At 62.7% G+C, this 26,267-nt stretch carries 22 protein-coding genes; 11 read left to right on the forward strand and 11 right to left on the reverse strand.

The features are described 5' to 3' along the window. Window positions 1–337: 337 nt before the first annotated feature. The 8 genes from AC3Z8Y_RS22850 to AC3Z8Y_RS22885 are packed head-to-tail and all read right to left on the reverse strand — an operon-like array spanning window position 338 to window position 8,538. Window positions 338–1,933, reverse strand: a complete 1,596-nt coding sequence (locus AC3Z8Y_RS22850) for an AAA family ATPase (RefSeq protein ID WP_490087682.1) — start codon at window positions 1,931–1,933, stop codon at window positions 338–340. A 10-nt stretch (window positions 1,934–1,943) separates the two neighbouring features. Continuing rightward, window positions 1,944–3,047 carry a 3-dehydroquinate synthase gene (aroB, locus tag AC3Z8Y_RS22855; RefSeq protein ID WP_490087683.1) on the reverse strand — a complete coding sequence of 368 codons (1,104 nt, stop codon included), beginning with the start codon at window positions 3,045–3,047 and terminating at the stop codon, window positions 1,944–1,946. Window positions 3,048–3,097: 50 nt separating this feature from the next. Next, entirely contained in the window at window positions 3,098–3,616 is a 519-nt protein-coding gene (gene aroK / locus AC3Z8Y_RS22860; RefSeq protein WP_181110888.1) for a shikimate kinase AroK, read from the reverse strand. 4 nt (window positions 3,617–3,620) lie between these two features. Further along, a complete protein-coding gene (locus AC3Z8Y_RS22865) occupies window positions 3,621–5,738 on the reverse strand; it encodes a type IV pilus secretin PilQ (RefSeq protein WP_490087684.1) in 2,118 nt (705 codons plus the stop codon). Window positions 5,739–5,772: 34 nt separating this feature from the next. Further along, window positions 5,773–6,300 (reverse strand): pilus assembly protein PilP, encoded by a 528-nt coding sequence (locus tag AC3Z8Y_RS22870; protein ID WP_490087685.1) that lies wholly within the window; start codon window positions 6,298–6,300, stop codon window positions 5,773–5,775. Beyond that, entirely contained in the window at window positions 6,297–6,920 is a 624-nt protein-coding gene (gene pilO / locus AC3Z8Y_RS22875; RefSeq protein ID WP_490087686.1) for a type 4a pilus biogenesis protein PilO, read from the reverse strand. The genes AC3Z8Y_RS22870 and pilO overlap by 4 nt, the downstream gene beginning before the upstream one ends. Beyond that, window positions 6,917–7,474, reverse strand: a complete 558-nt coding sequence (locus AC3Z8Y_RS22880; RefSeq protein WP_490087687.1) for a PilN domain-containing protein — start codon at window positions 7,472–7,474, stop codon at window positions 6,917–6,919. The genes pilO and AC3Z8Y_RS22880 overlap by 4 nt, the downstream gene beginning before the upstream one ends. Then, window positions 7,474–8,538, reverse strand: coding sequence for a pilus assembly protein PilM (locus AC3Z8Y_RS22885; RefSeq protein ID WP_490087688.1), 1,065 nt, complete (start codon window positions 8,536–8,538; stop codon window positions 7,474–7,476). Before AC3Z8Y_RS22885 ends, AC3Z8Y_RS22880 begins: the two co-directional genes overlap by 1 nt. Before the next feature lie 182 nt (window positions 8,539–8,720). On the opposite strand from AC3Z8Y_RS22885, the gene AC3Z8Y_RS22890 reads away from it, so the two are divergent. Then, a complete protein-coding gene (locus tag AC3Z8Y_RS22890) occupies window positions 8,721–11,156 on the forward strand; it encodes a penicillin-binding protein 1A (RefSeq protein WP_490090072.1) in 2,436 nt (811 codons plus the stop codon). A 132-nt stretch (window positions 11,157–11,288) separates the two neighbouring features. On the opposite strand, the gene AC3Z8Y_RS22895 is transcribed toward AC3Z8Y_RS22890, so the two are convergent. From AC3Z8Y_RS22895 to rpmE, 3 genes are all read right to left on the reverse strand, one after another. Then, the gene (locus AC3Z8Y_RS22895) at window positions 11,289–12,557 is read right to left on the reverse strand and encodes a malic enzyme-like NAD(P)-binding protein (protein WP_181110895.1); all 1,269 of its coding nucleotides are present in this window, start codon (window positions 12,555–12,557) and stop codon (window positions 11,289–11,291) included. Between the two features lie 88 nt (window positions 12,558–12,645). After that, window positions 12,646–13,488 (reverse strand): thermonuclease family protein, encoded by an 843-nt coding sequence (locus tag AC3Z8Y_RS22900; RefSeq protein WP_490087689.1) that lies wholly within the window; start codon window positions 13,486–13,488, stop codon window positions 12,646–12,648. A gap of 11 nt (window positions 13,489–13,499) precedes the next feature. After that, the gene (gene rpmE, locus AC3Z8Y_RS22905) at window positions 13,500–13,721 is read right to left on the reverse strand and encodes a 50S ribosomal protein L31 (protein WP_181110897.1); all 222 of its coding nucleotides are present in this window, start codon (window positions 13,719–13,721) and stop codon (window positions 13,500–13,502) included. A 171-nt stretch (window positions 13,722–13,892) separates the two neighbouring features. Here rpmE and AC3Z8Y_RS22910 point away from each other — a divergent pair, with 171 nt between their 5' ends. The 10 genes from AC3Z8Y_RS22910 to AC3Z8Y_RS22955 all read left to right on the forward strand — a co-directional run bounded on the left by AC3Z8Y_RS22910 (window position 13,893) and on the right by AC3Z8Y_RS22955 (window position 26,260). Then, the gene (locus AC3Z8Y_RS22910) at window positions 13,893–16,112 is read left to right on the forward strand and encodes a primosomal protein N' (protein WP_490087690.1); all 2,220 of its coding nucleotides are present in this window, start codon (window positions 13,893–13,895) and stop codon (window positions 16,110–16,112) included. Window positions 16,113–16,211: 99 nt separating this feature from the next. Continuing rightward, window positions 16,212–17,948: an arginine--tRNA ligase gene (gene argS / locus AC3Z8Y_RS22915; RefSeq protein ID WP_490087691.1), complete on the forward strand. Its 1,737-nt coding sequence runs from the start codon at window positions 16,212–16,214 to the stop codon at window positions 17,946–17,948. A 1-nt stretch (window position 17,949) separates the two neighbouring features. Beyond that, a complete protein-coding gene (locus AC3Z8Y_RS22920) occupies window positions 17,950–18,627 on the forward strand; it encodes an SPOR domain-containing protein (protein WP_490087692.1) in 678 nt (225 codons plus the stop codon). Between the two features lie 186 nt (window positions 18,628–18,813). Next, on the forward strand, window positions 18,814–19,344 hold the full coding sequence (gene hslV / locus AC3Z8Y_RS22925; RefSeq protein WP_181110901.1) for an ATP-dependent protease subunit HslV: 531 nt from the start codon (window positions 18,814–18,816) through the stop codon (window positions 19,342–19,344). A 22-nt stretch (window positions 19,345–19,366) separates the two neighbouring features. Then, window positions 19,367–20,704, forward strand: coding sequence for an ATP-dependent protease ATPase subunit HslU (gene hslU / locus AC3Z8Y_RS22930; RefSeq protein ID WP_490090073.1), 1,338 nt, complete (start codon window positions 19,367–19,369; stop codon window positions 20,702–20,704). A gap of 70 nt (window positions 20,705–20,774) precedes the next feature. After that, window positions 20,775–21,152: a gamma-butyrobetaine hydroxylase family protein gene (locus AC3Z8Y_RS22935; RefSeq protein ID WP_490087693.1), complete on the forward strand. Its 378-nt coding sequence runs from the start codon at window positions 20,775–20,777 to the stop codon at window positions 21,150–21,152. A 200-nt stretch (window positions 21,153–21,352) separates the two neighbouring features. Next, entirely contained in the window at window positions 21,353–23,032 is a 1,680-nt protein-coding gene (gene phaC, locus AC3Z8Y_RS22940) for a class II poly(R)-hydroxyalkanoic acid synthase (RefSeq protein ID WP_490087694.1), read from the forward strand. 33 nt (window positions 23,033–23,065) lie between these two features. Continuing rightward, window positions 23,066–23,929, forward strand: coding sequence for a poly(3-hydroxyalkanoate) depolymerase (phaZ, locus tag AC3Z8Y_RS22945; RefSeq protein ID WP_181110904.1), 864 nt, complete (start codon window positions 23,066–23,068; stop codon window positions 23,927–23,929). Window positions 23,930–23,941: 12 nt separating this feature from the next. Continuing rightward, window positions 23,942–25,627 (forward strand): class II poly(R)-hydroxyalkanoic acid synthase, encoded by a 1,686-nt coding sequence (gene phaC, locus AC3Z8Y_RS22950; protein ID WP_490087695.1) that lies wholly within the window; start codon window positions 23,942–23,944, stop codon window positions 25,625–25,627. A gap of 3 nt (window positions 25,628–25,630) precedes the next feature. Further along, window positions 25,631–26,260: a TetR/AcrR family transcriptional regulator gene (locus AC3Z8Y_RS22955; protein WP_490087696.1), complete on the forward strand. Its 630-nt coding sequence runs from the start codon at window positions 25,631–25,633 to the stop codon at window positions 26,258–26,260. Window positions 26,261–26,267 lie beyond the last annotated feature (7 nt).

Raw genomic sequence — 26,267 nt, forward strand, 5'->3', positions numbered from 1 at the left:
TCTCTTGGAGGCAAATGCTCTTTAATTCAACCACTTACCATCCACGCCGAACGAACGCCAGCTTTGCGGGGGCAAAAGGGCAGTCATTGTACACAGCAGGGCTGTGTGCCACAAATTTGATGTCGAACCAATGTATTTACATGTCGCAAAAGCGAACGAATTTGGCTGCCTTTATGATGTAGCGAGGCTGCCTGAGTCAATGAATTATTGGCGCGCGGTGGGGGCTTGTGGCCTGCGGGCACTTTGGGAGGGCACAAAAGCCCGCGGCGTGATACGCAGCGGGCTAGGCGATGACTCGAGGGACGTCAGGCGGTGGCGAGGATACGCCACCGGGCCATCAGTGGGCTGAGGCGAGCTCTTGTTGGACGCTTGCGACAGTTCTAGGCCATGGTTTACCAGCCTGGACCTTCGCTGGCAAGTTCTTGATGGCGGCAACCGCGGCGGCACGGTTTGCAAAGCTACCGTAGGTCACCACGTACAGCGGCTTGCCCTGCAGCGTTTTCTTGAAGTAGCGGTACTCGCCGCCCTGCTCGCGAACATAGGACTGCGCCGCGCTCTCCGAGCTGGTGCCAAAGATTTGCACTACATAGCTGCCCGGGGATTGGGCGGTATACCAGCTGGAGCCCAACGCCTTGGCGGTAGGTTTGTCCGCCGGTTTTTCAACGGGTTTGACCGGCGCTGGCTTGGCCATGGCCAACTGCTGCGCAGGTGCTGGCTTGGGCGCGGTGGCCGGCTTGCTGGCCGCGATCGGCTCAACCGGCTGCGGCGCCGGAGTGGAAGGCACCGGAACTGGCGTAGTCGCAGGGCCAGCGGGTACACCCACAGGGGGTGCGCTGGTGGTGACCATCGGCGGCTGGTTGCTTGCGGTACCGTCGACGGCAGGCGCGCCATCGTCATCCTCGGCGCCAGCAGCGGAAGCCAAGGGTTCACGCATGACAGGCTGACCGTTGAGCGGCAACGGCTTGGAATTACCGGCGAACTCGATGGCCGGGTTCCCGTCCTGGTTCGGCTGGGCGCCCCCCGGCTGCCCCTCGCCCAAGGGAAGTTGCGCTTGCTCGCCCGCCGGAGCTGGCGCCTTGTTGTGGCCCGACAGCAGGCCAGCGGCAGCGACAATGATCACTACCACGGCGGAGAGGGCCAACAGGTATTTCTTAGGCATTTTAAGTCCCATGGATGGTCGCTTACCCGCGGAGCGACTGGCGATCATTGCCTCGATCATCGAGTCCCGCGCAACCTGGTTGATAGGGCCAGGCCAGCCGCCGGATGACTCGTGAATGTCCGCGATCTGCTCGTTGCTGAACAATGCGATACCTTTGCCCGCGCCTTCCAGGCGCTGCGCCAGATATTCGCGTGTTTCTTCAAGTGTGTAGGGCTGCAGCTCGATGACGTGATAGCGCTCGGGCCCGCTTTCCTGTTGTTCCAGCAGCGATACCAGTGAAGGCTCACCGAAGAGGAACACATGCGGCCGCCCTTCCGGCACGCCGCCTGCCAGTTCCAGCAGGGCTTCGAGCCCCGATTCGTCGAGTTGTTCCGCATCGTCCACCAGCAGGTACACTTCCTGCCCGGTGAGCCCAAGCTGAACCACCCGGTGCAGAAGCGCATCGATCCCGGCTTCGGCGCAGCCTACGCCCTGGGCAATCTGGCCCAGCACGCCCGCCGCATCGCCGGCGCCCCGGGCGGACACCACCACGCTGACCACCGATTGCTTGTTGGTGCTGGCTACCAGGGCCTGACGCAGCAAGGTTTTGCCACTGCCATGGGGGCCTGTAACCACGAGCATCAACTGGCTGTAACGCGCCAGATGATGCAGTTGGCCCAGTACCGGCTTGCGCTGGGCAGGGAAGAACTTGAATCCCGGCACCCGAGCAGCGAAGGGATCGTGTTCCAGTTGATAGTGGCCGAGGAAGGCCTCATCGGCATGCAAACTTGTCATCGAACTCTCGTTAACCTCGAAGCTGATCCACGATAGCGCGGTAATCCGCCGTCAGCGTGGCCTGGAGTATCTCGGGTGCGTAGTCGTCGGTAACCACCGCTTCGCCCAGCTGGCGCAATAGCACCAGCCGCATGCGACCATCGACCACTTTCTTGTCCACGGCCATGTGCCGAAGAAAATCGTCCGCGCTCATTTCGGCCGGCGGCACTACCGGTAACCCGGCACGAAGCAACAGACGGATACCGCGGTCACGCGCGGCCTGATCAATCCAGCCCAGGCGCATGGACATTTCCAGCGCCATGGCGGTACCTGCGGCCACCGCCTCGCCGTGCAGCCACACACCATACCCCATCTGGGTCTCGATGGCGTGGCCGAAGGTATGGCCCAGGTTCAACGTGGCGCGTACGCCGGCTTCGCGCTCGTCGGCATTCACTACCAGCGCCTTGGCCGCGCAAGAGCGGCTGATCGCCTCCGTCAGCGCAGCCTGATCGACCGCCACCAAGGCGCTCATGTGCTCTTCGAGCCAGCTGAGGAACGGCTCATCGTGGATCAACCCATACTTGATCACCTCCGCAAGCCCTGCGGAAAGCTCCCGGGCGGGCAGCGAGCGCAGGGTGGCGGTGTCGATCAGTACAGCCTTGGGCTGATAGAACGCCCCGATCATGTTCTTGCCCAGCGGGTGGTTGATCCCGGTCTTGCCACCCACGGAGGAATCGACCTGGGACAGCAACGTGGTCGGCACCTGGATGAAGTCGACACCCCGCTGATAGCAGGCGGCGGCGAAGCCGGCCATGTCCCCTACCACGCCGCCACCCAAGGCAATCACGGTGGTGCGTCGATCATGGCGGGCACCCAGCAGCGCATCGAAGATGGTCTGCAGGGTTTCCCAGTTTTTGTAGGCTTCGCCATCAGGCAGCACCACCGGCAGCACGGAGCGCCCCTCCAGGGCCTTGCTCAGTTGCTTCAAGTACAGCGGCCCCACGGTTTCGTTGGTGACCACAGCTACCTGACGGCCTGCCAGATAGGGCTGCAACAGCTCGGGATTGCCAAGCAGGTTCTCGCCGATGTGAATCGGGTAGGTACGTTCGGCCAATTCGACCTTGAGTGTGTGCATAGTCAAGCGGATCCGGGCCCCAATGGCCGTTGGTCAGGTTTGCCGCCGCGTCACCGGGGTGCGAGGTGGCGCAGGCGTTCGAGGATATCGAGCACTACCATCCGTGGAGGGCGCTCGTCCGTTTCCACCACCAGGTCGGCGATTTCCCGGTACAACGGATCGCGCAGCGCCAGCAGGGCGCGCAAGGTAGCCTCGGGGTTGGCGGTGCGTAGCAACGGCCGGTTGCGGTCCCGCGCGGTGCGCCCAACCTGCTGTTCCACCGACGCATGAAGATACACCACCCGGCCTCCGGCCCGCAGGATTTCGCGATTGGCATCGCGCATCACCGCACCGCCTCCGGTGGCCAGCACCACGCCGTCATAGGCGCACAGCTCGGCCAGCATGGCATGCTCGCGTTCACGAAAGCCCGCTTCGCCTTCCTGATCGAAGATCCAGGGAATGTTAGCGCCACAGCGTGTTTCGATTTCCTTGTCCGAATCCCGGAAGGGAAGACGCAACTCTTTGGCAAGCAAGCGGCCGATGGTGCTTTTGCCCGCGCCCATCGGCCCAACGAGTATCAGATTTCGCACAGAATCAATGACTCACAGCAATCGCCTGATTGTTCATGATACGGGGAGTCAGGAACACCAGCAGTTCGGATTTGGATTCCGAGACCACGTCCCGGCGGAATAGGCGCCCAACATACGGCACATCGCCGAGAAATGGCACCTTGTCCGTCGTTTTGGTCTGGTTGTTGGAGAACACACCACCGATGACTATGGTTTCCCCGTCGTTGACCAGAACCTTGGCATTCACCTCGTTCTTGTCGATCGGCGGCACCCCCAGTACCTCGTTAAGGTAGTCCGGGGCATCCTTGGTCACCTTCACTTCCATGATGATGCGGTTGTCCGGGGTAATCTGCGGCGTGACCTCAAGGGACAGCGACGCTTCCTTGAAGGACACCGTGGTAGCACCGCTGGAGCTGGATTCCTGATACGGAATTTCCTGGCCCTTGAGGATCTTGGCGGTTTCTTTATCGGATGTCACAACCTTGGGCTGGGAGACCACCTCGCCATTGCCCGTGCTTTCCATGGCGCTGAGTTCCAGGTCGATCAGGGTGTTGTTGGTCACAAAGCCCAGGCCAATACCGGAGGTTGCATCGGCGACACCCATGTCCACGAAAGGCACATTGGTACCTACGTCACTGCCCGTATTGCCCGCTTCGTCGCCGTTGTCGTCCAGGCCGTAGATAGTGGTGTTGCCGTGGCCTGTGGAGGTACCACCCCAGCGCACGCCCAGGGCCTTGTCGTAACCCACGTTGGCTTCGACGATACGTGCCTCGATCATCACCTGGCGTACCGGGATATCCAGCTGGGCGACGATGCGCCGCAGTTCGTCCAGGCTGTCCTGGGTCTGGTAGGCGATGATGCTATTGGTGCGGTCATCCACGGTAATGGAGCCACGGGCATCGGCGTTATCTTTCGAGCCGGTAACGGACTGGAACAGCTTGGCGATGTCCGCGGCCTTGGCGTAGTTCACCTGGATCAGGTCGCGACGCAGTGGCGCCAGCTCCTGAAGCTGCTTCTGGGACTCAAGCTCTTGCCGTTCACGCGCGGCGATCTCATCAGCAGGTGCCACGAGCAGTACGTTGCCAACCTTGCGCTTGTCCAGGCCCTTGGTCTTGAGCACCAGATCCAGCGCCTGGTCCCACGGCACATTCTGCAGGCGCAGGGTAATCCCGCCCTGTACGGTGTCGCTGGCAACCAGATTGAGGTTGGTGAAATCGGCGATCAGTTGCAGCACCGAACGTACATCGATGTCCTGGAAATTCAGCGACAGCTTCTCACCGGTGTACACGTTGCGGTCGGCGTTGCGGCGCTGCAGGTCTTCGTTGGTAAGCGGGCGCACGCTCAGGGTGAGCTTGTTCTCGGTCTGGTAGGCCGAATAGTCGAACGCGCCCGACGGCTCGATCGTCACTGTGGCGTTGTCACCGGCAACGGTCGAGCTCACGAACTGCACCGGCGTGGCAAAGTCTTTCACATCCAGCCGCAAACGCAGCGGATCGGGAAGCGCGGTTCTGGCGAAGCTGACGATGATCTGGCCGCCCTGCTCTTTTACGTCGGGGCTGATGGTCGGGTCGCTCAGATCGATCACCACATTGCCTTCACCCAGCGGGCCCCGCTGGAAGTCCACGCTACGGATGGCCCTGCCCGCGGGGGCGGACACAGCCGGCCGGGGGGTAGCAACGGCTGGCGCGGCCCGGTTGGCGGGAGCGGCGGGGGCCGAAGCCACGGTGGCCCCTGCGGCGGGCGCGGAAGACTGAACCGCATTGGCGCCCTGGCCGATCAGAACGAATACATTGTTGCCTTCTACCCGGGTGCTGTAGGGCACAAGGGTAGCGAGGTTGACGATCAGCCGCGTACGGTCCTTGGCCTCGATCAGGGCCAAGGTGCGTGCATTCCCCACACCCAGGTCTCGGCTTCGCGTGGCAACGGCAGTGACCACCCCCGGGAAATCCAAGGCGATGCGGGCCGGATCCTCGGTTGTATAGCCACGCGGCGCGGTAACCGGGCTGTCGAACGACAGCTTCAGTTCGATACGGTCGCCGGGCAACGCAGCCACGTCGAGGGTCTTGAGGGTGGCCGCCAGCAGGGCTGGTGACGCCAGCAACGCGACCAGCGCGACGCCAAGGGCGGAGAAAATCCTGTTCATTGTATGGTTCCACTGAGCATGCTTGACCAACCCGTCAGGACGGTTCCTTGAGCAGAATGGCGCGTGGCCGTTCCAGCCATCCGCCTTCGCCGTCCGGAACGAGTTCCACGACATCGACTTCTGTGTCGCTGATGGCAACGATCTTTCCGTCGTTCTCGCCAATGTAGTCGCCTACCTTCACCCGATGCACCCCGCCCCCGCCTTTCATGAGCGCAAATTTCCCCGAGCCGTTGGCGAGGGTGCCGACCATTTCGAAGTCCTCGATATTGAAACCTTCGAGGAACTGCTTCACGCGGTTCGGATCCGGATGTATGTCTCGCGACCCCTTTTGCCGGTTCGCCTGCTCCACCCGAATGGGCGGCTGGAACGGGCTGCGCATGTCGGACGCCTGGTACGTGAACGCCTGATACGCCTGAAAACGTGGAATCGGTTCGATTGTTCCCTTGGGCTTTTCGTTGACCTCCTTGAGAAAGGCGTCGATATCGGAAAAATCATCCGAACCGCCGCATCCGGAGAGCGCCAGCACTACCAAAAGCATCCCTGCGTTGACCCACGCCCTCATTGCGTCAGCCCCTTGTCGTTATACCGGTAGGTCTTGGCAAGGATCTGCATCCGCAGCTGGGATGTGTTGTCTTCGCTGGCCGGCTTCACATCGAAGTCGTGCAGGGTAACGATACGCGGCAGGCTGGCCACGCCGCTGACGAAAGTGGCCAGGTCGTGGTAGTTGCCCGTTACGGTGATCTGGATAGGCAGCTCGATATAGAACTGCTGGGCCGTTTCAGGCAAGAGCTTGATTTCCTCGAACTCCAGCCCCGCGCCCAGGCCAGCGCGCGTGATGTCCTCAAGCAGGCCGGGCACTTCGGTATCACTGGGCAACTGGCGGAGCATCGCGCCGAAGGAGGTTTCCATTTCCTTCATCTGGGCGGTATAGGCTTCCAGGTTCGCCGCCTGGAAGGCCTTGGCCGTGTACTGATCCCGCAAGGCCTGCTCCTGCACCACCTGGGTATCGAGGTCCGCTTCCAAATCCTGGATATGGAAGTAATAGCCCAGCCCCAGCAACAGCAGCCCGAGCAGCACGGCGGCGATGCCTTTCACCGGTGCCGGCCACGAGCCGACATTGTTGATATCGAGTTCGCTCAGCTCGACCTTGCGCAGGCTTTCCAGCCACCCTGCCATGTTCATTTGTCATCCTCCTCCACCGTAGGCGCGGTTTGCCGTACGGACAGCTGGAACAGGTTGGTCTCGGCATCGGTCTTGGCCTTTACTTCGGTCAAGGTGGGCGCCTCGAGCCAGGGCGATGCGTCCAGGTTACGCATCAGGTCCGATACCCGATTGTTGGATTCGGCAGCGCCAGCGATGTCGATCTGCTTGCCGGTCATTTTTACATCCGTGAAATACACACCATCGGGCAGGGTGCGTACCAGCTGATCGAAGACCCGCCCGATGATCGGCCGGTTGCCTTGCAGGTCCTGAATGATGCGCATCCGGGCAAGCAATTGTTTGCGCCGGGCTTTCAGGTCGCTGATGGCCTTGATCCGCTGGTCGAGATTGGCATTCTGGGTTTGCAGATAAGTATTGCGGGCTGTCTGGCGCTCGATCTGGCCCTTGATGAACTGGTCCGCCAGAAAGATCACCCCACCGCAGAACACTACCACCGCCGCCAGCAGGATCAGGAAATGCTTCTTGCGCTCCTCGCGCTGCTGGTCGCGCCAGGGCAACAGGTTGATGCGTGCCATCAGTCGAAGCTCCTGAGCGCCAGCCCGCAAGCGATCATCAGCGCGGGGGCATCGCTGGCCAGCGCGCCGGCATTCACCTTGCTGTTGAGCGCCATGTCCGCGAAGGGGTTGGCGACCAGCGTAGGCGTGCCGATCCGTTGCTGGATCAGTTGATCCAGGCCTGCCAGGGAGGCCGTTCCGCCGGCAAGCACGATATAGTCAACCTGATTGAACTGCCCCGCTGCAAAAAAGAACTGTAACGAGCGCGATACCTGCTGAACCACCGCCTCGCGAAACGGCTGCAGCACCTCGGCGACGTAGTCGTCCGGCAAGCCGCCCTGTTTCTTGGCAAGGCCCGCTTCCTCGACGCTCAACCCGTAACGACGCTGGATTTCCTCGGTGAGCTGGCGGCCACCAAACAATTGCTCACGGGTGTAGATGATCCGCCCGTTATGGATAACGCTCAAGGTGGTCATGGTCGCGCCCACGTCCACCACCGCTACGGTAAGTGGCTGGTCGCCATTGCGCAGCTGCGGGGCCAGCAGCCCGAACGCGCGCTCCAGGGCATAGGCTTCCACGTCCACCACGCGGGCATTCAGGCCCGCTACCGCGAGCGCAGCCTCGCGTACCTCGACATTTTCCTTGCGGCAAGCAGCAAGGAGCACTTCAACGCGCTCGGGGTTGCGCGCCGAGGGGCCTTGCACCTCGAAGTCGATAGCGACTTCTTCCAGTGGATAAGGGATGTATTGGTCGGCTTCGAGCTTGAGCTGGTTTTCCATTTCGTCGTCGGTCATGCCCGCGTCCATCTCGATGGACTTGGTGATGACCGCGGAACCGGAAACAGCCAGGGCTACGCTTCGTGTGGAGGTGCGAGCCTTGGTAACCACACGGAGCAAGGCATTGCCGACGCCTTCGAGCTCGGCGATGTTCTTCTCGACCACGGCATTGGCAGGCAATGGCTCGACGGCATACGACTCTACCTTGAAGCGGTCGCCCACGCGGCTAAGCTCCAGCAGCTTGACCGAGGTAGAGCTGATGTCGATCCCCAGAAGCGAGTTCGCTTTCTTGCTGAAGAGTCCTAGCACTACTGATTCCCTAGCACTATCCGAGACTTACGGACCGTTTATGGTAAACGGCATTTAATAGCAGTCTTGACAGAAGCGCAAATGACGCTCCACAACAAAATGCTTATAATGCCGAGCGCTTTTTCTGCCTTGGCCCGCCGTATGGCCAAGCCCTTATTCTTACTGGAAATCCGAAAGCCTTGATCCGCCTGCTCAAGTTTTTCTGCTGGTCCATCCTCGCTGTGGTCTGCGGGCTTCTGCTCGGGCTGAGCGGCGCCTACCTGTATCTTAGCCCCGGCCTGCCCTCTGTGGAGGCTCTCAAAAGCGTTCAGTTGCAAATTCCCTTACGGGTATACAGCAGCGACGGCAAATTGATAGCAGAATTCGGCGAAATGCGCCGCTCGCCGATCCGCTTTTCCGACATCCCGCCTCATTTCATCCAGGCGCTGCTGTCGGCCGAAGACGACAACTTCGAGAACCACTATGGGGTAGACCCCTCGAGCCTGGTACGCGCGGCCAGCCAGTTGCTGCGCAGCGGCCACATCCAGACCGGCGGCAGTACCATCACCATGCAGGTGGCCAAGAACTACTTCCTGAGCAGCGAGCGCAGTTTCTCGCGCAAGACGAACGAGATCCTTCTGGCGCTGCAGATCGAGCGCCAGCTGTCCAAGGACGAGATCCTCGAGCTTTATGTAAACAAGATCTATCTGGGTAACCGTGCGTACGGCATCGAAGCAGCGGCGCAGGTGTACTACGGCAAGTCCATCCGTGACTGCAGCCTGGCGCAGATGGCAATGATTGCAGGCCTGCCCAAGGCCCCGTCGCGCTTCAATCCGCTGGCCAACGCCGCACGGGCGAAGGAGCGGCGTGACTGGATCCTCGGGCGGATGTACAAGCTGGGCAAGATCGACGAAGCCAGCTACCAGGCAGCATTGGCAGAACCGATCAACGCCAGTTATCACGTGCCCACACCGGAAGTGAATGCGCCGTATATCGCCGAGATGGCGCGGGCCGAAATGGTCGGCCGCTATGGTAGCGATGCCTATACCGAAGGCTTCCGTGTAACCACGACGGTGCCAAGCACCCTCCAGGAAAATGCCAACAAGGCCGTGCTGGACGGGCTGGCTACCTATGACCAGCGGCATGGTTACCGCGGGCCTGAGTCGCGCCTTCCGGGCAAAACTCGCGAAGCCTGGCTGGCCGAGCTGGCGCGCCAGCGCGCGCTCAATACGTTGGAGCCTGTGATCGTCACCCATGTGGACAAGGCCGGCCTTACCGTACTGAACCGGGACGACAAGGAAGAGCATGTCGCCTGGGAAACCATGAAATGGGCACGGCCGTTCATCAACACCAATAGCCAGGGCCGCGCGCCCAGCCAGCCTGCGGACGTGGCGCAGATCGGTGACTTGATCCGGGTACAGCGCCTGCCTGATGGCAGCCTTAAATTCAGCCAGGTACCCACGGCACAGAGCGCGTTGGTCTCTCTCGATCCACACGACGGCGCAATCAAGGCCCTGGTGGGGGGCTTTGCCTTTGAGCAAAGCAACTACAACCGCGCCATGCAGGCCAAGCGGCAACCGGGTTCGAGCTTCAAGCCATTCATCTATAGCGCAGCGCTGGACAACGGCTACACCCCGGCCAGCCTGGTGAACGACGCGCCGATCGTGTTCGTGGACGAGGCGGTGGACAAGGTATGGCGGCCAAAGAACGACACCAACACCTTCCTTGGGCCGATTCGCCTGCGTGAGGCGCTGTACAAGTCGCGTAACCTGGTGTCCATCCGCGTACTGCAAAGCCTGGGCGTGGACCACACCATCGACTACATCACCCGCTTCGGCTTCAATCGCCAGGACCTCCCTCGTAACCTGTCGCTGGCCCTGGGTACCGCCACCCTTACGCCGATGGAAATCGCAACGGGCTGGAGCGCCTTTGCCAACGGTGGTTTCAAGGTAACGCCGTACCTGATCCAGAAGATCGAAAGCCGTAACGGCGACGTGCTGTTCACCGCTGCGCCGCCTGTAGTGCCCACCGATGAGCAGGAGGCCAGCGCGCCACCCGCCGAACCGGTGACCACGGCGACCGGCAACGATGTACAAGGCGCAACCACGCCTCCTGCCGCCGTTGCGCCAGCGTTCGCACCGCGGATCATCGACGGCCGCACAACCTATATCCTGACCAGCATGCTGCAGGACGTGATCAAGAAAGGTACCGGCCGGCGGGCCCTGGCGTTGAACCGCCCAGACATCGCCGGCAAGACCGGTACCACCAACGATTCCAAGGACGCCTGGTTCTCTGGGTACAACGCCGACTACATGACCACCGTATGGACGGGCTTCGACCAGCCCGAAACGCTGGGCCACAAGGAATTCGGCGGCACTGTTGCGCTGCCGATCTGGATGGAATACATGGGGGCCGCGCTCAAGGACAAGCCACCGCACACTCAGCCGGAGCCTGAAGGGATCGTAAGCCTGAGGGTCGACCCTGTCAGCGGCCGCGCGGCAACGCCTTCCACGCCGAACGCCTACTTCGAGCTGTTCAAGAGCGAAGACACGCCGCCGTCGGTCAACGAGATCGGCAACGGCGCGGCCCCGGGCAGCCCGCTGCCAGCGGACGAAGCGGCGCCGATGGACCTGTTCTGACGCTTGGGCGGGCGCGTAGCTTTATCAGGCTTGAATTCGGGGGGCTAGCGCCCCCTCCTACAAGGGTTCACCACTGGATTCGTGACCATAAAAAAACCGGCCATCATGGCCGGTTTTTTATTGCCGCAGGGCTCAGCCCTTGAACACGTCGTCCACGCTCTTGAGCGGGTAGTTCGAGGGGTACGGCAGGGTAGCCACGCCGCTTTCGATGGCGGCCTTGGCGACGGCATCGGACACCACGTCGATCAAGCGTACGTCCAGAGGCTTGGGGATGATGTACTCGCGGCCGAAGCTCAAGCTTGGGACGTTGTAGGCATCGCACACGTCCTGAGGCACCGGCAGCTTGGCCAGGTCGCGCAGGGCGTAGGCAGCGGCGATCTTCATTTCTTCGTTGATGCGCTTGGCGCGGACATCCAGTGCACCACGGAAGATGAACGGGAAGCCCAGCACATTGTTGACCTGGTTCGGGTAGTCCGAACGGCCAGTGGCCATGATCACGTCGTCGCGAGTAGCGTGGGCCAGTTCCGGGGAAATCTCCGGGTCCGGGTTGGAGCACGCGAACACGATCGGGTTTGGCGCCATGCTCTTCAAGCCTTCAGGGCTGAGCAGGTTCGGGCCGGACAACCCTACGAACACGTCGGCACCGTCCAGGGCATCGGCCAGGGTACGCTTGTCGGTTTCGTGGGCGAACACCGCCTTGTACTGGTTCAGGTCATCACGGCCAGCATGGATCACACCCACCCGGTCGATCATGAAGATGTTTTCCACCTTCGCGCCCATGCTCACCAGCAGCTTCATGCAGGAGATAGCGGCGGCGCCAGCACCCAGGCACACGATTTTCGCGGCCTCGAGCTGCTTGCCAGCGATTTCCAGCGCGTTCAGCATGCCCGCGGCGGTCACGATCGCGGTGCCGTGCTGGTCATCGTGGAACACCGGAATGTCGCACTGCTCGATGAGCGCACGCTCGATCTCGAAGCACTCTGGCGCCTTGATGTCTTCAAGGTTGATGCCGCCGAAGGTGATGGAGATACGCTTGACGGTGTCGATGAAGGCTTGCGGGCTTTCAGCGTCCACTTCAATGTCGAACACGTCCACGCCAGCAAAGCGCTTGAACAGAACGCCCTTGCCTTCCATTACCGGCTTGGAGGCCAGCGGCCCCAGGTTACCCAGGCCAAGAATGGCGGTACCGTCAGAGATCACTGCTACCAGGTTGCCCTTGCCGGTGTATTTGTAGGCGAGCTCCGGGTCCCGGGCGATTTCACGTACAGGCTCAGCGACGCCTGGGCTGTAGGCCAGCGACAGGTCGCGCGCGGTGGCGGTCGCCTTGGTGAGTTCGACGCTCAGTTTCCCGGGGCGGGGGTGGGCATGGTATTCGAGAGCGGCAGTTTTCAGGTCTGACATGTTGGCGTTCCGCTTGACTGTTGAACTTTTCGGATCGCCGAGGATACGCACAAAGGAAAGTCGCGACAAGACTACCCAGTCACCCCTGTCAAGGGTTCACGCCTACGACTTTCGGTGCAGAAGACAGCCCTTGAAGCATCGCCGGAGCCGTCAACCGCAATACCCAGCGGGCGCGGCTGGCCGCTTCGCCCGACCGGCGGCCTCGGTCGGTAACCCAGCCTCGTGCCTCCACTGGCTGGCCGCGCATTGCCTGGAGCGCACCCAGGCCGAACGCCTCTTCATTGACCTTTGCCACATGCAAGACCAACCCGCCGTCGAGGTTCATCCACACGCCGCCCCGGTTGCGCTGGACAGACAGCACCCTGCCAGCGACTACAGCAAACCCACCGCGGTCGATGGACGCCGCAGGGCGCGGCAAGAAGGCCCGCCACACGCCGATCCCGGCCTGGCGCGCGCGCTGCTCGGCAAGTGCATGGCACTCGCTCAAGGTGTCATTGGGCAGTACCACGACCTGATAGCCCAGACCCTCTTCGAGCATGCGGGCTTCCAGGTTGCGCCCGTCAGGGGTGTATACATTCGCCAGCGTGCGCCCGTAGTGGTCACGCGGTTCGCGCCCGGGCACCACGGCAACCGCCCCACCTGCCTGATCCACCAGCGCTTGCAACCGGCGGCGAGCTACCACCGCGCCGGGCTCGTCGGTGCGGCCCTTGCGCGCGAGCTCGGGCGTATTGAGGCCGATAAGGCGGACACTACGGCCATCCACGAGCCGCAGGGTATCTCCATCCACCACCTTCACTACCTTCGCCAAGGGCGTGGAGGGTGGCGCCGGGCAGTCGGCCCAGGCGGGCAGAGACAAAACCGCAGGCAATAAAAAGGCGCCCACGAGGGACGCCTTTTCGATCAGCCTGGACAAGCCGAAACGGCTTTCCAACGCGAAAAACCTTAGTTGGTTTTCGCGGCGCCGAACACGCCGAAGCGCTGCTTGAAGCGATCGACACGGCCGCCGGTATCCAGCATTTTCTGCTTGCCGGTGTAGAACGGGTGGCACTCGTTGCACACGTCCAGGCTCAGCGGCTTGGCCAGGGTGGAACGGGTGTGGATGACGTTACCGCAGCTGCAGGTAGCTTCGATAGCTTCGTATTTCGGATGGATTTCAGGCTTCATGGGTAATTCCTCTGTTGTCGCGCCGCCACCCGGCACCATTGCCGGATACCGCACGTACTGGGGGCGGCATATTAACAGAGCCGCGCGGTGACGCAAGCGCAGCGGATACCGATGGTCACTTCGAGGTGGTAGGCTTGCGCGCTTGCTTCGCTATTCGCCGTGGAAACTTCCGTGCCCGACGTCATCCTGCGCCTTGCCCTGCCCTCGCCGCTGCGCCGCCTGTTCGATTACCGGGCGCCGGCGAACCTGCGCGCGGCCGCCCTGCAGCCTGGCATGCGCCTGCGTGTGCCCTTTGGCCGGCGCGAGATGGTCGGCGTTCTGGTGGAAGTGAGCGACCGCACCGATGTACCCCGGGACAAGCTCAAGGCCGCCATCGCGCTGCTGGACGAAACCACCCCTATACCGCCCGGGATGTTCAACCTGTGCCTGTGGACCGCTCAGTATTACCAGCACAGCCTGGGGGATACCCTGGCCTGGGCCTTGCCGAGCCTGCTGCGCCAGGGCGAGCCTGCCGAGGCCCGGCAGGAGCGTTTCTGGAGCGCAGCCCCTGCGGCCCGCAGCGATGATCCACGCCTGGCCCGGGCACCACGGCAGCGCGACGCGTTCACCGTGCTGGCGCAGCATCCCCATGGTGTCGCTCACTCCCTGCTGCCCCGCCTGGGGCTGGCCAAGGATGCGCTGGACGCACTGCTGGCCAAGGGGCTTGCCGAGGTGGAAGTGCGCAGCCACGCGCCTGCCCGGCGCCAGGCGCACTGGCTGGCCCAGCCAGAGCTACCGCTGAACCCCGAACAACGCAGCGCCTTCGAGGCAGTGAAAGCGGGGTTCGGGCATTTCCATGCCTTCTTGCTCGCCGGCGTAACCGGCAGCGGCAAGACCGAAGTTTACCTGCAGCTGATTCATGAAACGCTGCGGGCCGGCAAGCAGGCGCTGGTGTTGATCCCCGAGATCAACCTGGGGCCGCAAACGCTGCAGCGCTTCGAGCAACGTTTCAATGCCCGAATTGCGCTGGTGCATTCGGCGGTCAACGATCGCGAGCGGCTGGACGCCTGGCTGGCTGCCAGGGATGGCGACGCCGATATCATCATCGGCACCCGTTCGGCGCTGTTCACGCCCATGCTCAACCCGGGAATCATCATCGTCGACGAAGAGCACGACAGCTCTTATAAACAGCAGGAAGGCCTGCGCTATCACGCTCGCGACCTGGCCGTGGTGCGCGCCCGCCAGGACAACGTCCCGGTAGTGCTGGGCTCGGCCACCCCCTCGCTGGAAAGCCTGCACAATGCGCACAGCGGCCGCTACGGGCTGCTGCGCATGGAGCAACGTGCCGGCGGCGCGTTGCCGCCGCGGTATTTGCGCCTGGACGTGAAAAGCCGGCCGCTGGACAGCGGCATGAGCCCTCCGCTGCAACAGGCCATCGGGCAAACGCTCGCGCAGGGCCAGCAAGTGCTGGTGTTCCTCAACCGCCGCGGCTTCGCCCCTACCCTGCTGTGCCACGACTGTAGCTGGCTCTCCGAATGCCCGTTGTGCGACGCGCGCATGACCGTGCATCTGCGCTCGGGGGAACTGCGCTGTCATCATTGTGGGCATGCCGCGCCACGCCCGCGCCAGTGCCCGGCCTGCCAGTCGGTGGACCTGCGCCCCGTAGGGGCCGGCACCGAGCGCGCCGAGGACCGCCTCAACACGCTGTTCCCCAACGTACCGGTATTGCGTGTAGACCGCGACAGCACCTCGCGCAAGGAGGCGATGGCGCAGTTGTACAGCAAGGTTCAACGCGGCGAGCCGTGCATCCTCGTAGGCACCCAGATGCTCGCCAAGGGGCACCACTTTCCCCGCGTCACACTGGTGGCCATTCTGGATGCCGATGGCGGCCTGTTCTCTGCGGACTTCCGCGCAGCCGAACGCATGGCTCAGCTGATCGTACAAGTAGCCGGCCGCGCAGGCCGCGCGGAGCAACCGGGGCGCACCATCATCCAGAGCCATATGGCCGATCATCCGCTGCTGGTACAGCTTACCGAGGAGGGCTACGCCGCCTTTGCCACCCAGGCCCTGAGCGAACGCCGCGCCGCCGGGCTTCCGCCCTTCTGCCACCTGGCCTTGCTGCGCGCCGAAGCGCACAAACCCGGGCAGGCCGAGGCCTTCCTTGAGCAGGCGTGCGTAGAGGCAGAGCGCCTGCGTGACACTTTAAACGTGCCAGGCGTAGAGCTGCTGGGCCCGGTACCGGCCCCCATGGAGCGGCGCGCCGGGCGTTATCGCTCGCAGTTGTTGCTGCAGGCCAGCGCCCGGGCACCGCTGCATCGTTTGCTCAGCCTGTGGGTATTGCAGTTGGAGCAGCTTCCGGGCGGCCGGCAAGTGCGCTGGGCGCTTGATGTAGACCCTATCGACCTTTATTGAATGGCCGCGAAGGTTGGCAAGCCCGCCCCATGAACGGATAATGCCCAGTTTTTCCACCCGCGCATCCTGCGCCGCCGCCTCGCGGCACACGAGACGATCATGAAAGACACTATTCGCCTGCTGATCCAACACGCCCTCACCCGCCTCGTCGAGGACGGTGTGCTGCCCGCCGGGCTGTCGCCCGCGATCCAGGTCGAAAACACCCGTGACAAGACCCACGGGGACTTCGCCAGCAATATCGCGATGATGCTGGCCAAGCCTGCCGGCATGAAGCCACGGGACCTGGCAGAGAAGCTTATCGCCGCCCTGCCCGCCGACCCTCAGCTGAGCAAGGCTGAAATCGCCGGCCCCGGCTTTATCAATTTCTTCCAGAACACTGAAGCGCTGGCCGCCCGGCTGGACCGCGCCCTGGCTGATCGCCGCCTGGGCATCCGCAAGGCCAGCGCCAACCAGCGCGTGGTGGTGGACCTTTCGGCGCCCAACCTGGCAAAGGAAATGCACGTAGGCCATCTGCGCTCGACCATCATCGGCGACGCCGTGGCCAACGTGCTGGAGTTCCTCGGTGACACGGTGATCCGGCAGAACCACGTGGGCGACTGGGGTACCCAGTTCGGCATGCTGCTGGCCTACCTCGAAGAAAACCCGGCCGACAGCGACCAGCTGTCCGATCTGGAGAATTTCTACCGCGCGGCTAAGAAGCGCTTCGACGAATCCGAAGCCTTCGCCGAACGTGCGCGCAGCTTGGTGGTAAAGCTGCAAGCCGGCGACCCCGATTGCCTGAGCCTGTGGAAGCGCTTCAACACGATCTCGCTGTCCCATTGCCAGAAAACCTACGAGCGCCTGAACGTTCACCTCACCCCCAACGACGTGATGGGTGAAAGCGCCTACAACGACGACCTTCCGAGCGTGGTCGCAGACCTTCGCGCCAAGGGCTTGCTGGTAGAAAGCGAGGGCGCCCAGTGCGTGTTCCTCGACGAGTTCAAGAACGCCGAAGGCAACCCGCTGCCGGTAATTGTGCAAAAGGCGGGCGGCGGCTATCTCTATGCCACCACCGACCTCGCCGCCGTTCGCTATCGCAGCAACGTGCTCAAGGCCGACCGCGCCCTCTATTTCGTCGACCAGCGCCAGGCACTGCACTTCCAGCAGGTGTTCGAAGTCGCGCGGCGCGCAGGTTTCATCGCCAATGGCATGGTGGCCGAGCACATGGGCTTCGGCACCATGAACGGCGCTGACGGCCGCCCGTTCAAAACCCGCGACGGCGGCACCGTCAAGCTGATCGACCTGCTCGACGAAGCCGAACAGCGCGCCTACGCCCTGGTGAAAGAGAAGAACCCGGAGCTGGAGGAAAGCCGCCTGCGTGATATCGCCCGGGTAGTAGGGATCGGCGCGGTGAAATACGCCGATCTCTCCAAGCACCGTACCAGCGACTACAGCTTCAACTTCGAGCTGATGCTCAACTTCGAAGGCAACACCGCGCCTTACCTGCTGTACGCCTACACCCGCGTTGCCGGTGTGTTCCGCAAGCTGGGCAAGGGGTACAACGAAGCCCATGGCCAGATCGTGCTGCAGGCCCCGCACGAACAGGACCTTGCCGCCAAGTTGGCGCAATTCGGCGAAGTGCTGAACAACGTAGCGGAAAAAGGCACGCCTCACGTGCTGTGCAGCTACCTCTACGATGTAGCGGGCCTGTTCTCCAGCTTCTACGAAAACTGCCCGATCCTGGCGGCCGAAACACCGGAACAGCAGCAAAGCCGGCTGCGCCTGGCGGCGCTCACTGGCCTGACCCTCAAGCAGGGCCTGGAACTGCTGGGCCTGGAAACTCTGGAGCGTATGTAAGTTGGCGGCGAAAAAACCTGCACCCAAGCGTGGCGCCAGCCGCAACCAGGCCCCTGCGAAAAAACCCGTACCGGGCTGGCTATGGCTGGCCATCGGCCTGTCCGTGGGCGCCTTCATTGTGTTCCTGATGAAGCTCGAACCGGGGCGTAGCGACGTCAAACGGGTCAAGCCCGAGGAGCAAAAGGCAGCGGCAAAGGCGGAGATGGAAAAAACCCCGCCCAGCCCGGAGAAGATCAAACCCAAGTATGACTTCTACACACTGCTGCCCGAATCCGAGGTGATCGTGCCGCCGGAAGCGGTGCCGGAGAAAACCCCGCCGGTGCCCGCCCAGCCTGTAACCCCGGCCGAAGCGGCGAAGATCGATACCGCGCGGGCCCAGGCTGCGCTCTCGGGGCAGGTACCACCGCCCCCACCGCCGGTTATCAAGCCAGCGGCGACTACCCAGTACTACTTGCAGGCGGGCTCGTTCCGCAAGCAAACGGATGCCGATAAGGTTCGCGCCCAGATCATTCTGTTGGGCCAGGCCGTGCAGGTGGAATCGGGCACGGTGAAGGACGAAACCTGGTACCGGGTGCTGGTGGGCCCGTTCAGCAATCGCGAGCAGCTTACTGCGGCGCAGAAGATGCTCGCCGGCAGTGGCTTCAACAACCTGCTGCTGCAACAGCGTCAAAACCGCTGACAGCCGCGTTTGCCGGGGCAGGGCGCACAATGGTGTCTGCCCTGTCGCGGCCAACGCCAGCTGCTACAGCGGTATACGGAAGGGCCGCATTCAGGGATTGGGCCTTGCACTGGTTGAAATCCTTCCACGGCATCCCCACATCTGTTTGCATTGGGCATTTTCGCCCCGCAGCGTGAGGACGTTCCCTTGACCACCATCGTTTCAGTCCGCCGCCATGGCAAAGTCGTCATGGGCGGGGATGGCCAGGTTTCCCTCGGCAATACCGTGATGAAAGGCAACGCCAAAAAGGTCCGCCGTCTCTACCACGGGCAGGTGATCGCGGGTTTCGCCGGGGCCACCGCCGACGCATTCACCCTCTTCGAACGCTTTGAAGCACAGCTGGAGAAACACCAGGGCCACCTGGTGCGCGCCGCTGTGGAACTGGCGAAAGACTGGCGTACCGACCGCTCCCTCAGCCGCCTGGAAGCCATGCTGGCCGTCGCCAACAAAGACGCATCCTTGATCATCACCGGCAACGGCGATGTGGTGGAGCCCGAGGACGGCCTGATTGCCATGGGCTCCGGTGGCGCCTTCGCTCAGGCAGCCGCCCGCGCGCTGCTGAACAAGACCGATCTGTCGGCACGGGAAATCGCCGAATCCGCACTCAATATTGCCGCGGACATCTGCGTTTTCACCAACCATCACCTGACCATCGAGGAGCAGGACCTCGCGCAGTGACATGCCCGAGGCCATCAACGCCATGTCCATGACCCCCCGCGAAATCGTCCACGAACTCAACCGCCATATCATCGGCCAGGACGATGCCAAGCGCGCCGTCGCCATCGCCCTGCGCAACCGCTGGCGGCGCATGCAGCTGCCTGCAGAGCTGCGCGCTGAAGTCACCCCCAAGAACATCCTGATGATCGGCCCTACCGGTGTAGGTAAAACCGAGATCGCCCGGCGCCTGGCCAAGCTCGCCAACGCCCCGTTCATCAAGGTCGAGGCCACCAAGTTCACCGAAGTGGGCTATGTGGGCCGCGATGTAGAGTCGATCATTCGTGACCTTGCCGACGCCGCCATGAAGCTGCTGCGCGAGCAGGAAATGATCAAGGTGCAGCACCGCGCCGAAGACGCCGCCGAAGATCGCATCCTTGATGCCTTGCTGCCGCCGGCGCGGGTGGGCTTCAACGAAGATCCGGCCCCGAGCAGCGATTCCAACACCCGCCAGCTGTTCCGCAAGCGCCTGCGTGAAGGCCAGCTGGACGACAAGGAAATCGAGATCGAAGTCGCCGAAAGTGTTGGCGTGGACATTTCGGCGCCACCCGGCATGGAAGAAATGACCAGCCAGTTGCAGAACCTCTTCGCCAACATGGGCAAGGGCCGCCGCAAGGCGCGCAAGCTCAAGGTGAAGGAAGCGCTGAAGCTGGTGCGCGACGAAGAAGCCGGTCGCCTGGTGAACGACGAAGAGCTCAAGGCCCAAGCCCTGGAGGCGGTCGAGCAGAACGGTATCGTGTTCATCGACGAGATCGACAAGGTGGCCAAGCGTGGCAATGTCGGCGGCGCTGACGTGTCCCGTGAAGGTGTACAGCGCGACCTGCTGCCGCTGATCGAAGGCTGCACGGTGAACACCAAGCTGGGCATGGTCAAAACCGACCACATCCTGTTCATTGCCTCGGGTGCGTTCCACCTGAGCAAGCCCAGCGATCTGGTGCCCGAGTTGCAAGGTCGCTTGCCGATCCGCGTGGAGCTCAAAGCCCTCACGCCTGGTGATTTCGAGCGCATCCTCAGCGAGCCTCATGCCTCCCTGACTGAGCAGTACCGCGAACTGCTCAAAACCGAAGGCCTTGGCGTGGAATTCCAGGCAGACGGCATCAAGCGCCTGGCTGAAATCGCCTGGCAGGTGAATGAAAAAACCGAAAACATCGGTGCTCGCCGCCTGCACACGCTGCTCGAGCGGCTGCTCGAAGAGGTTTCCTTCAGCGCGGGCGACCTGGCGGGCGCACAGAACGGCGAGCCTATCCGCATCGACGCCGAGTACGTGAACAGCCACCTTGGCGAGCTGGCGGAAAACGAAGACCTGTCGCGCTATATTCTGTAACGCAACCGGTCGCCCGGTTCTCCTGATGGGGCCCTTCGGGGCCCTTTTCGTTACCCTGGAAGTGCGCACCATGACCCGACGCCCCACCGCCATCAAGCTGCACAAGGCTTCGAAAATTCTTAGCCTCACCTACGGGCCGGATGAAGCCTATGACCTGCCGGCGGAATTCCTGCGGGTGCACTCTCCATCGGCCGAAGTACAAGGCCACGGCAAGCCGATCCTTCAGTACGGCAAGCTTGCGGTTGCGCTGACCGGGGTGGAGCCCGCCGGCCAGTACGCGCTCAAGCTGATCTTCGATGACGGGCATGACAGCGGCTTGTATACCTGGGATTACCTCTACGAGCTGGCTATCCGTCGCGACAGCCTCTGGGAGGAGTACCTCGGCGCACTGCACACGGCCGGCAGGTCCCGTGATCCGGTCGAATCCGTGGTGAAATTCGTTCCTTGAGCGAATCCACCTTGCGCTAGTGCCCATCATGGGCTTGCTTGTGCTGTATGCCCAACTAAGGTAACCACTGTTTGCAGGCGCGAAAGTGTGTGTGCGCCCTGTGAGCAGGGCCGCGTGTATCGCGCCTACCGGATGCTCTGATTGCTGTGGGCTACTTTCGACGGTTGCATTGGCAACAGCGCAAACACGGAGCCTCGGGCATGGGCGACAGAAACCCCGAAGACATTACGGCCCAGGCCAACGACACCGGCATGGGCCTTAACCCCATACTCGGGCTGCGCCGCAAGGACCTCTTCTCCTCGGCACGCATGGTGCTGCGCCAGGTGGCTCGCCAGCCCTTGCACAGCCTTACCCACACCCTGAAATTCGGCGCAGAGCTGCGGGACGTGGTGCTGGGCAAATCCAGCCTTGCGCCGGAACCCGGTGACCGGCGCTTCGTTGATCCGGCCTGGAACGAGAACTTCCTGTACCGACGCTACCTGCAAGGGTACCTGGCTTGGCGCAAGGAGCTTCATGCCTGGATCGACACCAGCAACCTTGAACCCAAGGACGTCAATCGCGCACATTTTGTGCTTAACCTGATGACCGAGGCGATGGCGCCCAGTAACACGTTGGCCAATCCCGCGGCCATCAAGCGCCTGTTCGAAACCGGCGGTAAAAGCTTGCTCGATGGGGCGGGGCACCTGGCCAAGGACCTGGTGAAAAACGGAGGCATGCCGAGCCAGGTCGACATGGGGGCCTTCGAAGTAGGCCGCAACCTGGGCACCAGCGAAGGCTCGGTGGTGTTCAGCAACGATGTGCTGGAGCTCATCCATTACAAGCCGTCCAGCGCTGAGCTCTATCAGCGGCCACTGCTGATCGTGCCGCCGCAGATCAACAAGTTCTATGTGTTCGACCTCAGCCCCGAAAAAAGCCTGGTGCGCTTTGTGGTCCGCAGCCAGGTGCCCGCGTTTATCATCAGCTGGCGCAACCCCACCAAGGCGCAGCGCGAATGGGGGCTGTCCACCTACATCGAGGCATTGAAGGAAGCCATCGATGCCGTGTGCGACATAACCGCGAGCGAGGATGTGAACCTGCTGGGCGCCTGCTCGGGTGGCATCACCTGTGCCGCGCTACTGGGCCATTACGCCGCGCTTGGCCAGCACAAGGTCCACAGCCTCACGCTGGTGGTGAGCGTACTGGATACCAACCTGGACACGGATGTGGCGCTGTTTGTGGATGACCAGACGCTGGAAGCCGCCAAGCGACATTCCTACCAGAGTGGCGTGCTGGAAGGGCGGGACCTTTCCCGGGTATTTGCCTGGATGCGCCCCAACGACCTGATCTGGAATTACTGGGTGAACAACTACCTGCTGGGCAACGAGCCGCCGGTATTCGACATCCTGTTCTGGAACAACGATACCACCCGCCTGCCGGCCGCCTTTCATGCCGACCTGATCGAGCTTTTTCGCAACAATCCGCTTATTCATCCTGGGGCATTGGAGGTGTGCGGTACCGCCATCGATCTCAAGCAGGTCACCAGTGACCTCTTCTGCGTAGCAGGCAGCAATGACCACATCACCCCGTGGACCAGTTGCTACAAGTCGGCGCAGTTGTTTGGTGGAAACGTGGAATTCGTGCTCTCCAGCAGCGGGCATATCCAGAGCATCCTCAACCCGCCGGGCAACCCCAAGGCACGCTTCATGACCAACCCGGACATGCCCACCGCGCCCAAGGCATGGCAGAACGACGCCACCAAGCACCTGGATTCGTGGTGGTTGCACTGGGGGCTGTGGCTGGTGAATCGCTCGGGCGACATGCGCGAGGCGCCCGCTCAGCTCGGCAACAAGCGGTACCCACCCGCGCACCCCTCGCCCGGCACGTACGTGCACGAGCGCTGAGGCCGACACCCGCCCGACACACAGGACGCGCGCATGCCGCTTTCTTATGTATTTCGCACCATCGACATCAATGGCCAGGCGATCCGCACGGCCGTGCGACCGGGCAAACCTCACCTTACTCCGTTGCTGATTTTCAACGGTATCGGCGCCAACCTGGAGTTGGTATTTCCTTTCGTGGCCGCGCTGGACCCCGATCTGGAAGTGATCGCCTTCGACGTGCCGGGCGTGGGTGGTTCCTCCACCCCTAACCTGCCCTATCGCTTCCCCGGCCTGGCAAAGCTTGCCGTACGGATGCTCGATTACCTCGATTACGGGCAGGTGAATGCGATCGGCGTGTCCTGGGGTGGCGCGCTGGCGCAGCAGTTCGCCCATGACTTTCCCGAACGCTGCAAAAAACTGGTATTGGCGGCAACGTCGGCAGGGGCTTTCATGGTGCCAGGCAAGCCGCGGGTGCTGTGGTTGATGGCAAGCCCCCGGCGCTACATCCAGCCCTCGCACGGCGTGCGGATTGCCCCGGAAATCTACGGAGGCAGTTTCCGCCGGGAACCGGACCTGGCCATGGCCCATGCGCGCAAGGTGCGCTCGTCCGGCAAGCTGGGCTACTACTGGCAACTGTTCGCCGGCCTGGGCTGGACCAGCATCCACTGGCTGCATCGCATTCACCAGCCAACCCTGGTACTGGCCGGGGACGACGACCCGTTGATCCCCCTGATCAACATGCGCCTGCTGGCCTGGCGGATTCCCAATGCACAGCTACACATTATCGATGACGGGCATTTGTTCCTGGTAACCCGGGCTGGTGCTGTGGCCCCGATCATCATGAAGTTTCTCGAAGAGGAACGGCAGCGGGCGGTGGTACATCCACGGCCGGCGCCAACCGCGAGCAGCGATCACTAATCGGAGCGCCTCATGAAAACCAAGGTCGCCAAAAGCAGCCCGGCCACGTCTGCCGACTATATCAACGCGCAGAGTGTGATCACCGGCCTGCAGCGAAAGGACCTGATCGACACCGTGCGCAGCGTGGCCACCCACGGGCTGCGACACCCACTTCATGCCAGCCGCCACGCACTGGCGCTCGGGGGCCGGCTGGGCCGCGTGATGCTAGGCGACACGCTGTTCGCACCGGACCCTTCCGACACCCGCTTCAACGACCCTACCTGGGCACTGAACCCTTTGTACAAGCGGGGGCTGCAGGCGTACCTCAGTTGCCAGCAAGGCCTGCAGGAATGGCTGCAGGACAGCCAGCTCGATGAGCAATCCAGAATCCGTGCCGGCTTTCTATTCGCGCTGCTCGATGACGCGATCGCGCCCAGCAACACCTTGCTAAACCCCCTGGCGATCAAGGAGGTGTTCAACTCCGGCGGCCTCAGCCTGCTGCGTGGCGCCCGGCACCTGCTGGCTGATTTGCGGCACCACCAGGGCCTGCCTCGGCAAGTGCCCAGGCAAGCGTTCGAGGTGGGCAAGCAAGTGGCAACCACACCCGGCGCGGTTGTGTTTCGCAATGAGGTGCTCGAACTCATCCAATATGGCGCGCTCAGCGAGAAACAGCACAAGCGCCCGCTGCTAGTGGTGCCCTCCCCGATCAACCGTTTTTATATCTTTGACCTGTCGCCCGCCAACAGCTTTGTGCAATACGCGCTCAAGCATAACTTGCAGGTGTTCATGGTGAGCTGGCGCAACCCTACCCCGCGCCACCGCGAGTGGGGCCTGTCACGCTACGTGCAGGCCCTGGAGGAAGCACTGGATGCGTGTCGGACAATAAGCGCCAGCCGCGAAGTGAACCTGGTAGGCGGATGCACCGGAGGGCTTATCAATGCCGCACTGCAAAGTGTGCTGCAGCGCAAGCGGCAACTGGGGCGAGTACAGAGCGCCAGCTACTTCGTGAGCCTGCTGGATGCGCACCTGGAAGGCCCGGCAAGCTTGTTCCTTGGGGAAGAAGCCTTGGAGTCGGCGAAGCGCCGGTCCTATCAGCTGGGCGTGCTGGACGGCCGTGAGCTCGCCAGATGGGCTGCCCTGGCGCGCCCCAACGACTTGATCTGGCGATATTGGGTGAACAACTACCTGCTGGGCCGGGAGCCGGAGGCCAGCGACGTGCTGTACTGGGCCAACGACACCACTCGCCTCCCCGCCGCCCTGCACGGGGACCTCCTCGATCTGTTCAAGCACAACCCGCTGCCGCGCCCCGGCGCACTCGAGGTGTGTGGCACGCCCATCGACCTGTCCCTGGTAGGCGTGGACACGTTCACGGTCGCCGCATTGAACGACCAGATCACCCCTTGGGATTCGATCTATCGTTCCAGCCAGCTGCTGGGCGGAACGCACCGGCTGGTACTTTCCAGCGGTGGGCACGTGCGGGGCATGCTGGCGCCTCCGGGGCGAACCAGCGAAGCCTGGTATCTTGAAAACCCCAAGCTCAGCGGAGACCCTCGCGCCTGGTATTACGACGCCACGCGCCACGAAGGCAGCTGGTGGGCACCTTGGCTGGCCTGGGTACAAGAGCGCAGCGGCCCGCTACGCGCGCCGATCACCCAAGTGGGCAGCGAGAAGTTTCCGGCACTGGGCGCGGCGCCTGGAACGTACGTACTGGGCGAGTAAGGCATGCCGCCATCGGCTGGAGCGAAAACCCGCGAGCGCATCCTCGAATGCGCGCTTGGGCTGTTCAACGAGCACGGCGAACCCAACGTGACGCCCGTGGAGGTCGCTAGCCAGCTGGGCATCAGCCCGGGCAACCTGTACTACCACTATCACGGCAAGGAGCCGCTGATCCTGGGCTTGTTCGAGGTGTTCCAGCAGGAGTTGCGGCCATTATTACGCCCACCCACGGCGGCACAGCTGGGGGCTGAAGATTACTGGCTGTTTCTGCACCTGGTCGCCGAGCGCATGGCGCGGTACCGCTTCCTGTTCATGGACTTGTCCAACATGGCCCGCCGCATGCCGCGCCTGGGACGTGGCATGCGCGAGATCATCCAGGCATTGCGCCGAACGCTCGTGGCGCTGCTGGCCAGCCTCGAAGAGAACCCCCGCCTGGCGGGAGGCAATGGCGCCCTCACTGCCTTGAGCGATCAAACGGCGATGACGCTGGTCTGCAGCCTGGACTACCAGCGCATCCTGGGCCAGGAGCCGGAAGTAGGGGTGATGGTGTATCAGGCGATGATGATCATTGCCCCACACCTGCACTCCGACGCCCGTGAGGACGTCGAAGCGTTGGCCAGGCGCTACTTGGCTTGACTGATGT

The organism is Pseudomonas sp. 3MAES_34.3B (genome assembly GCF_058145875.1).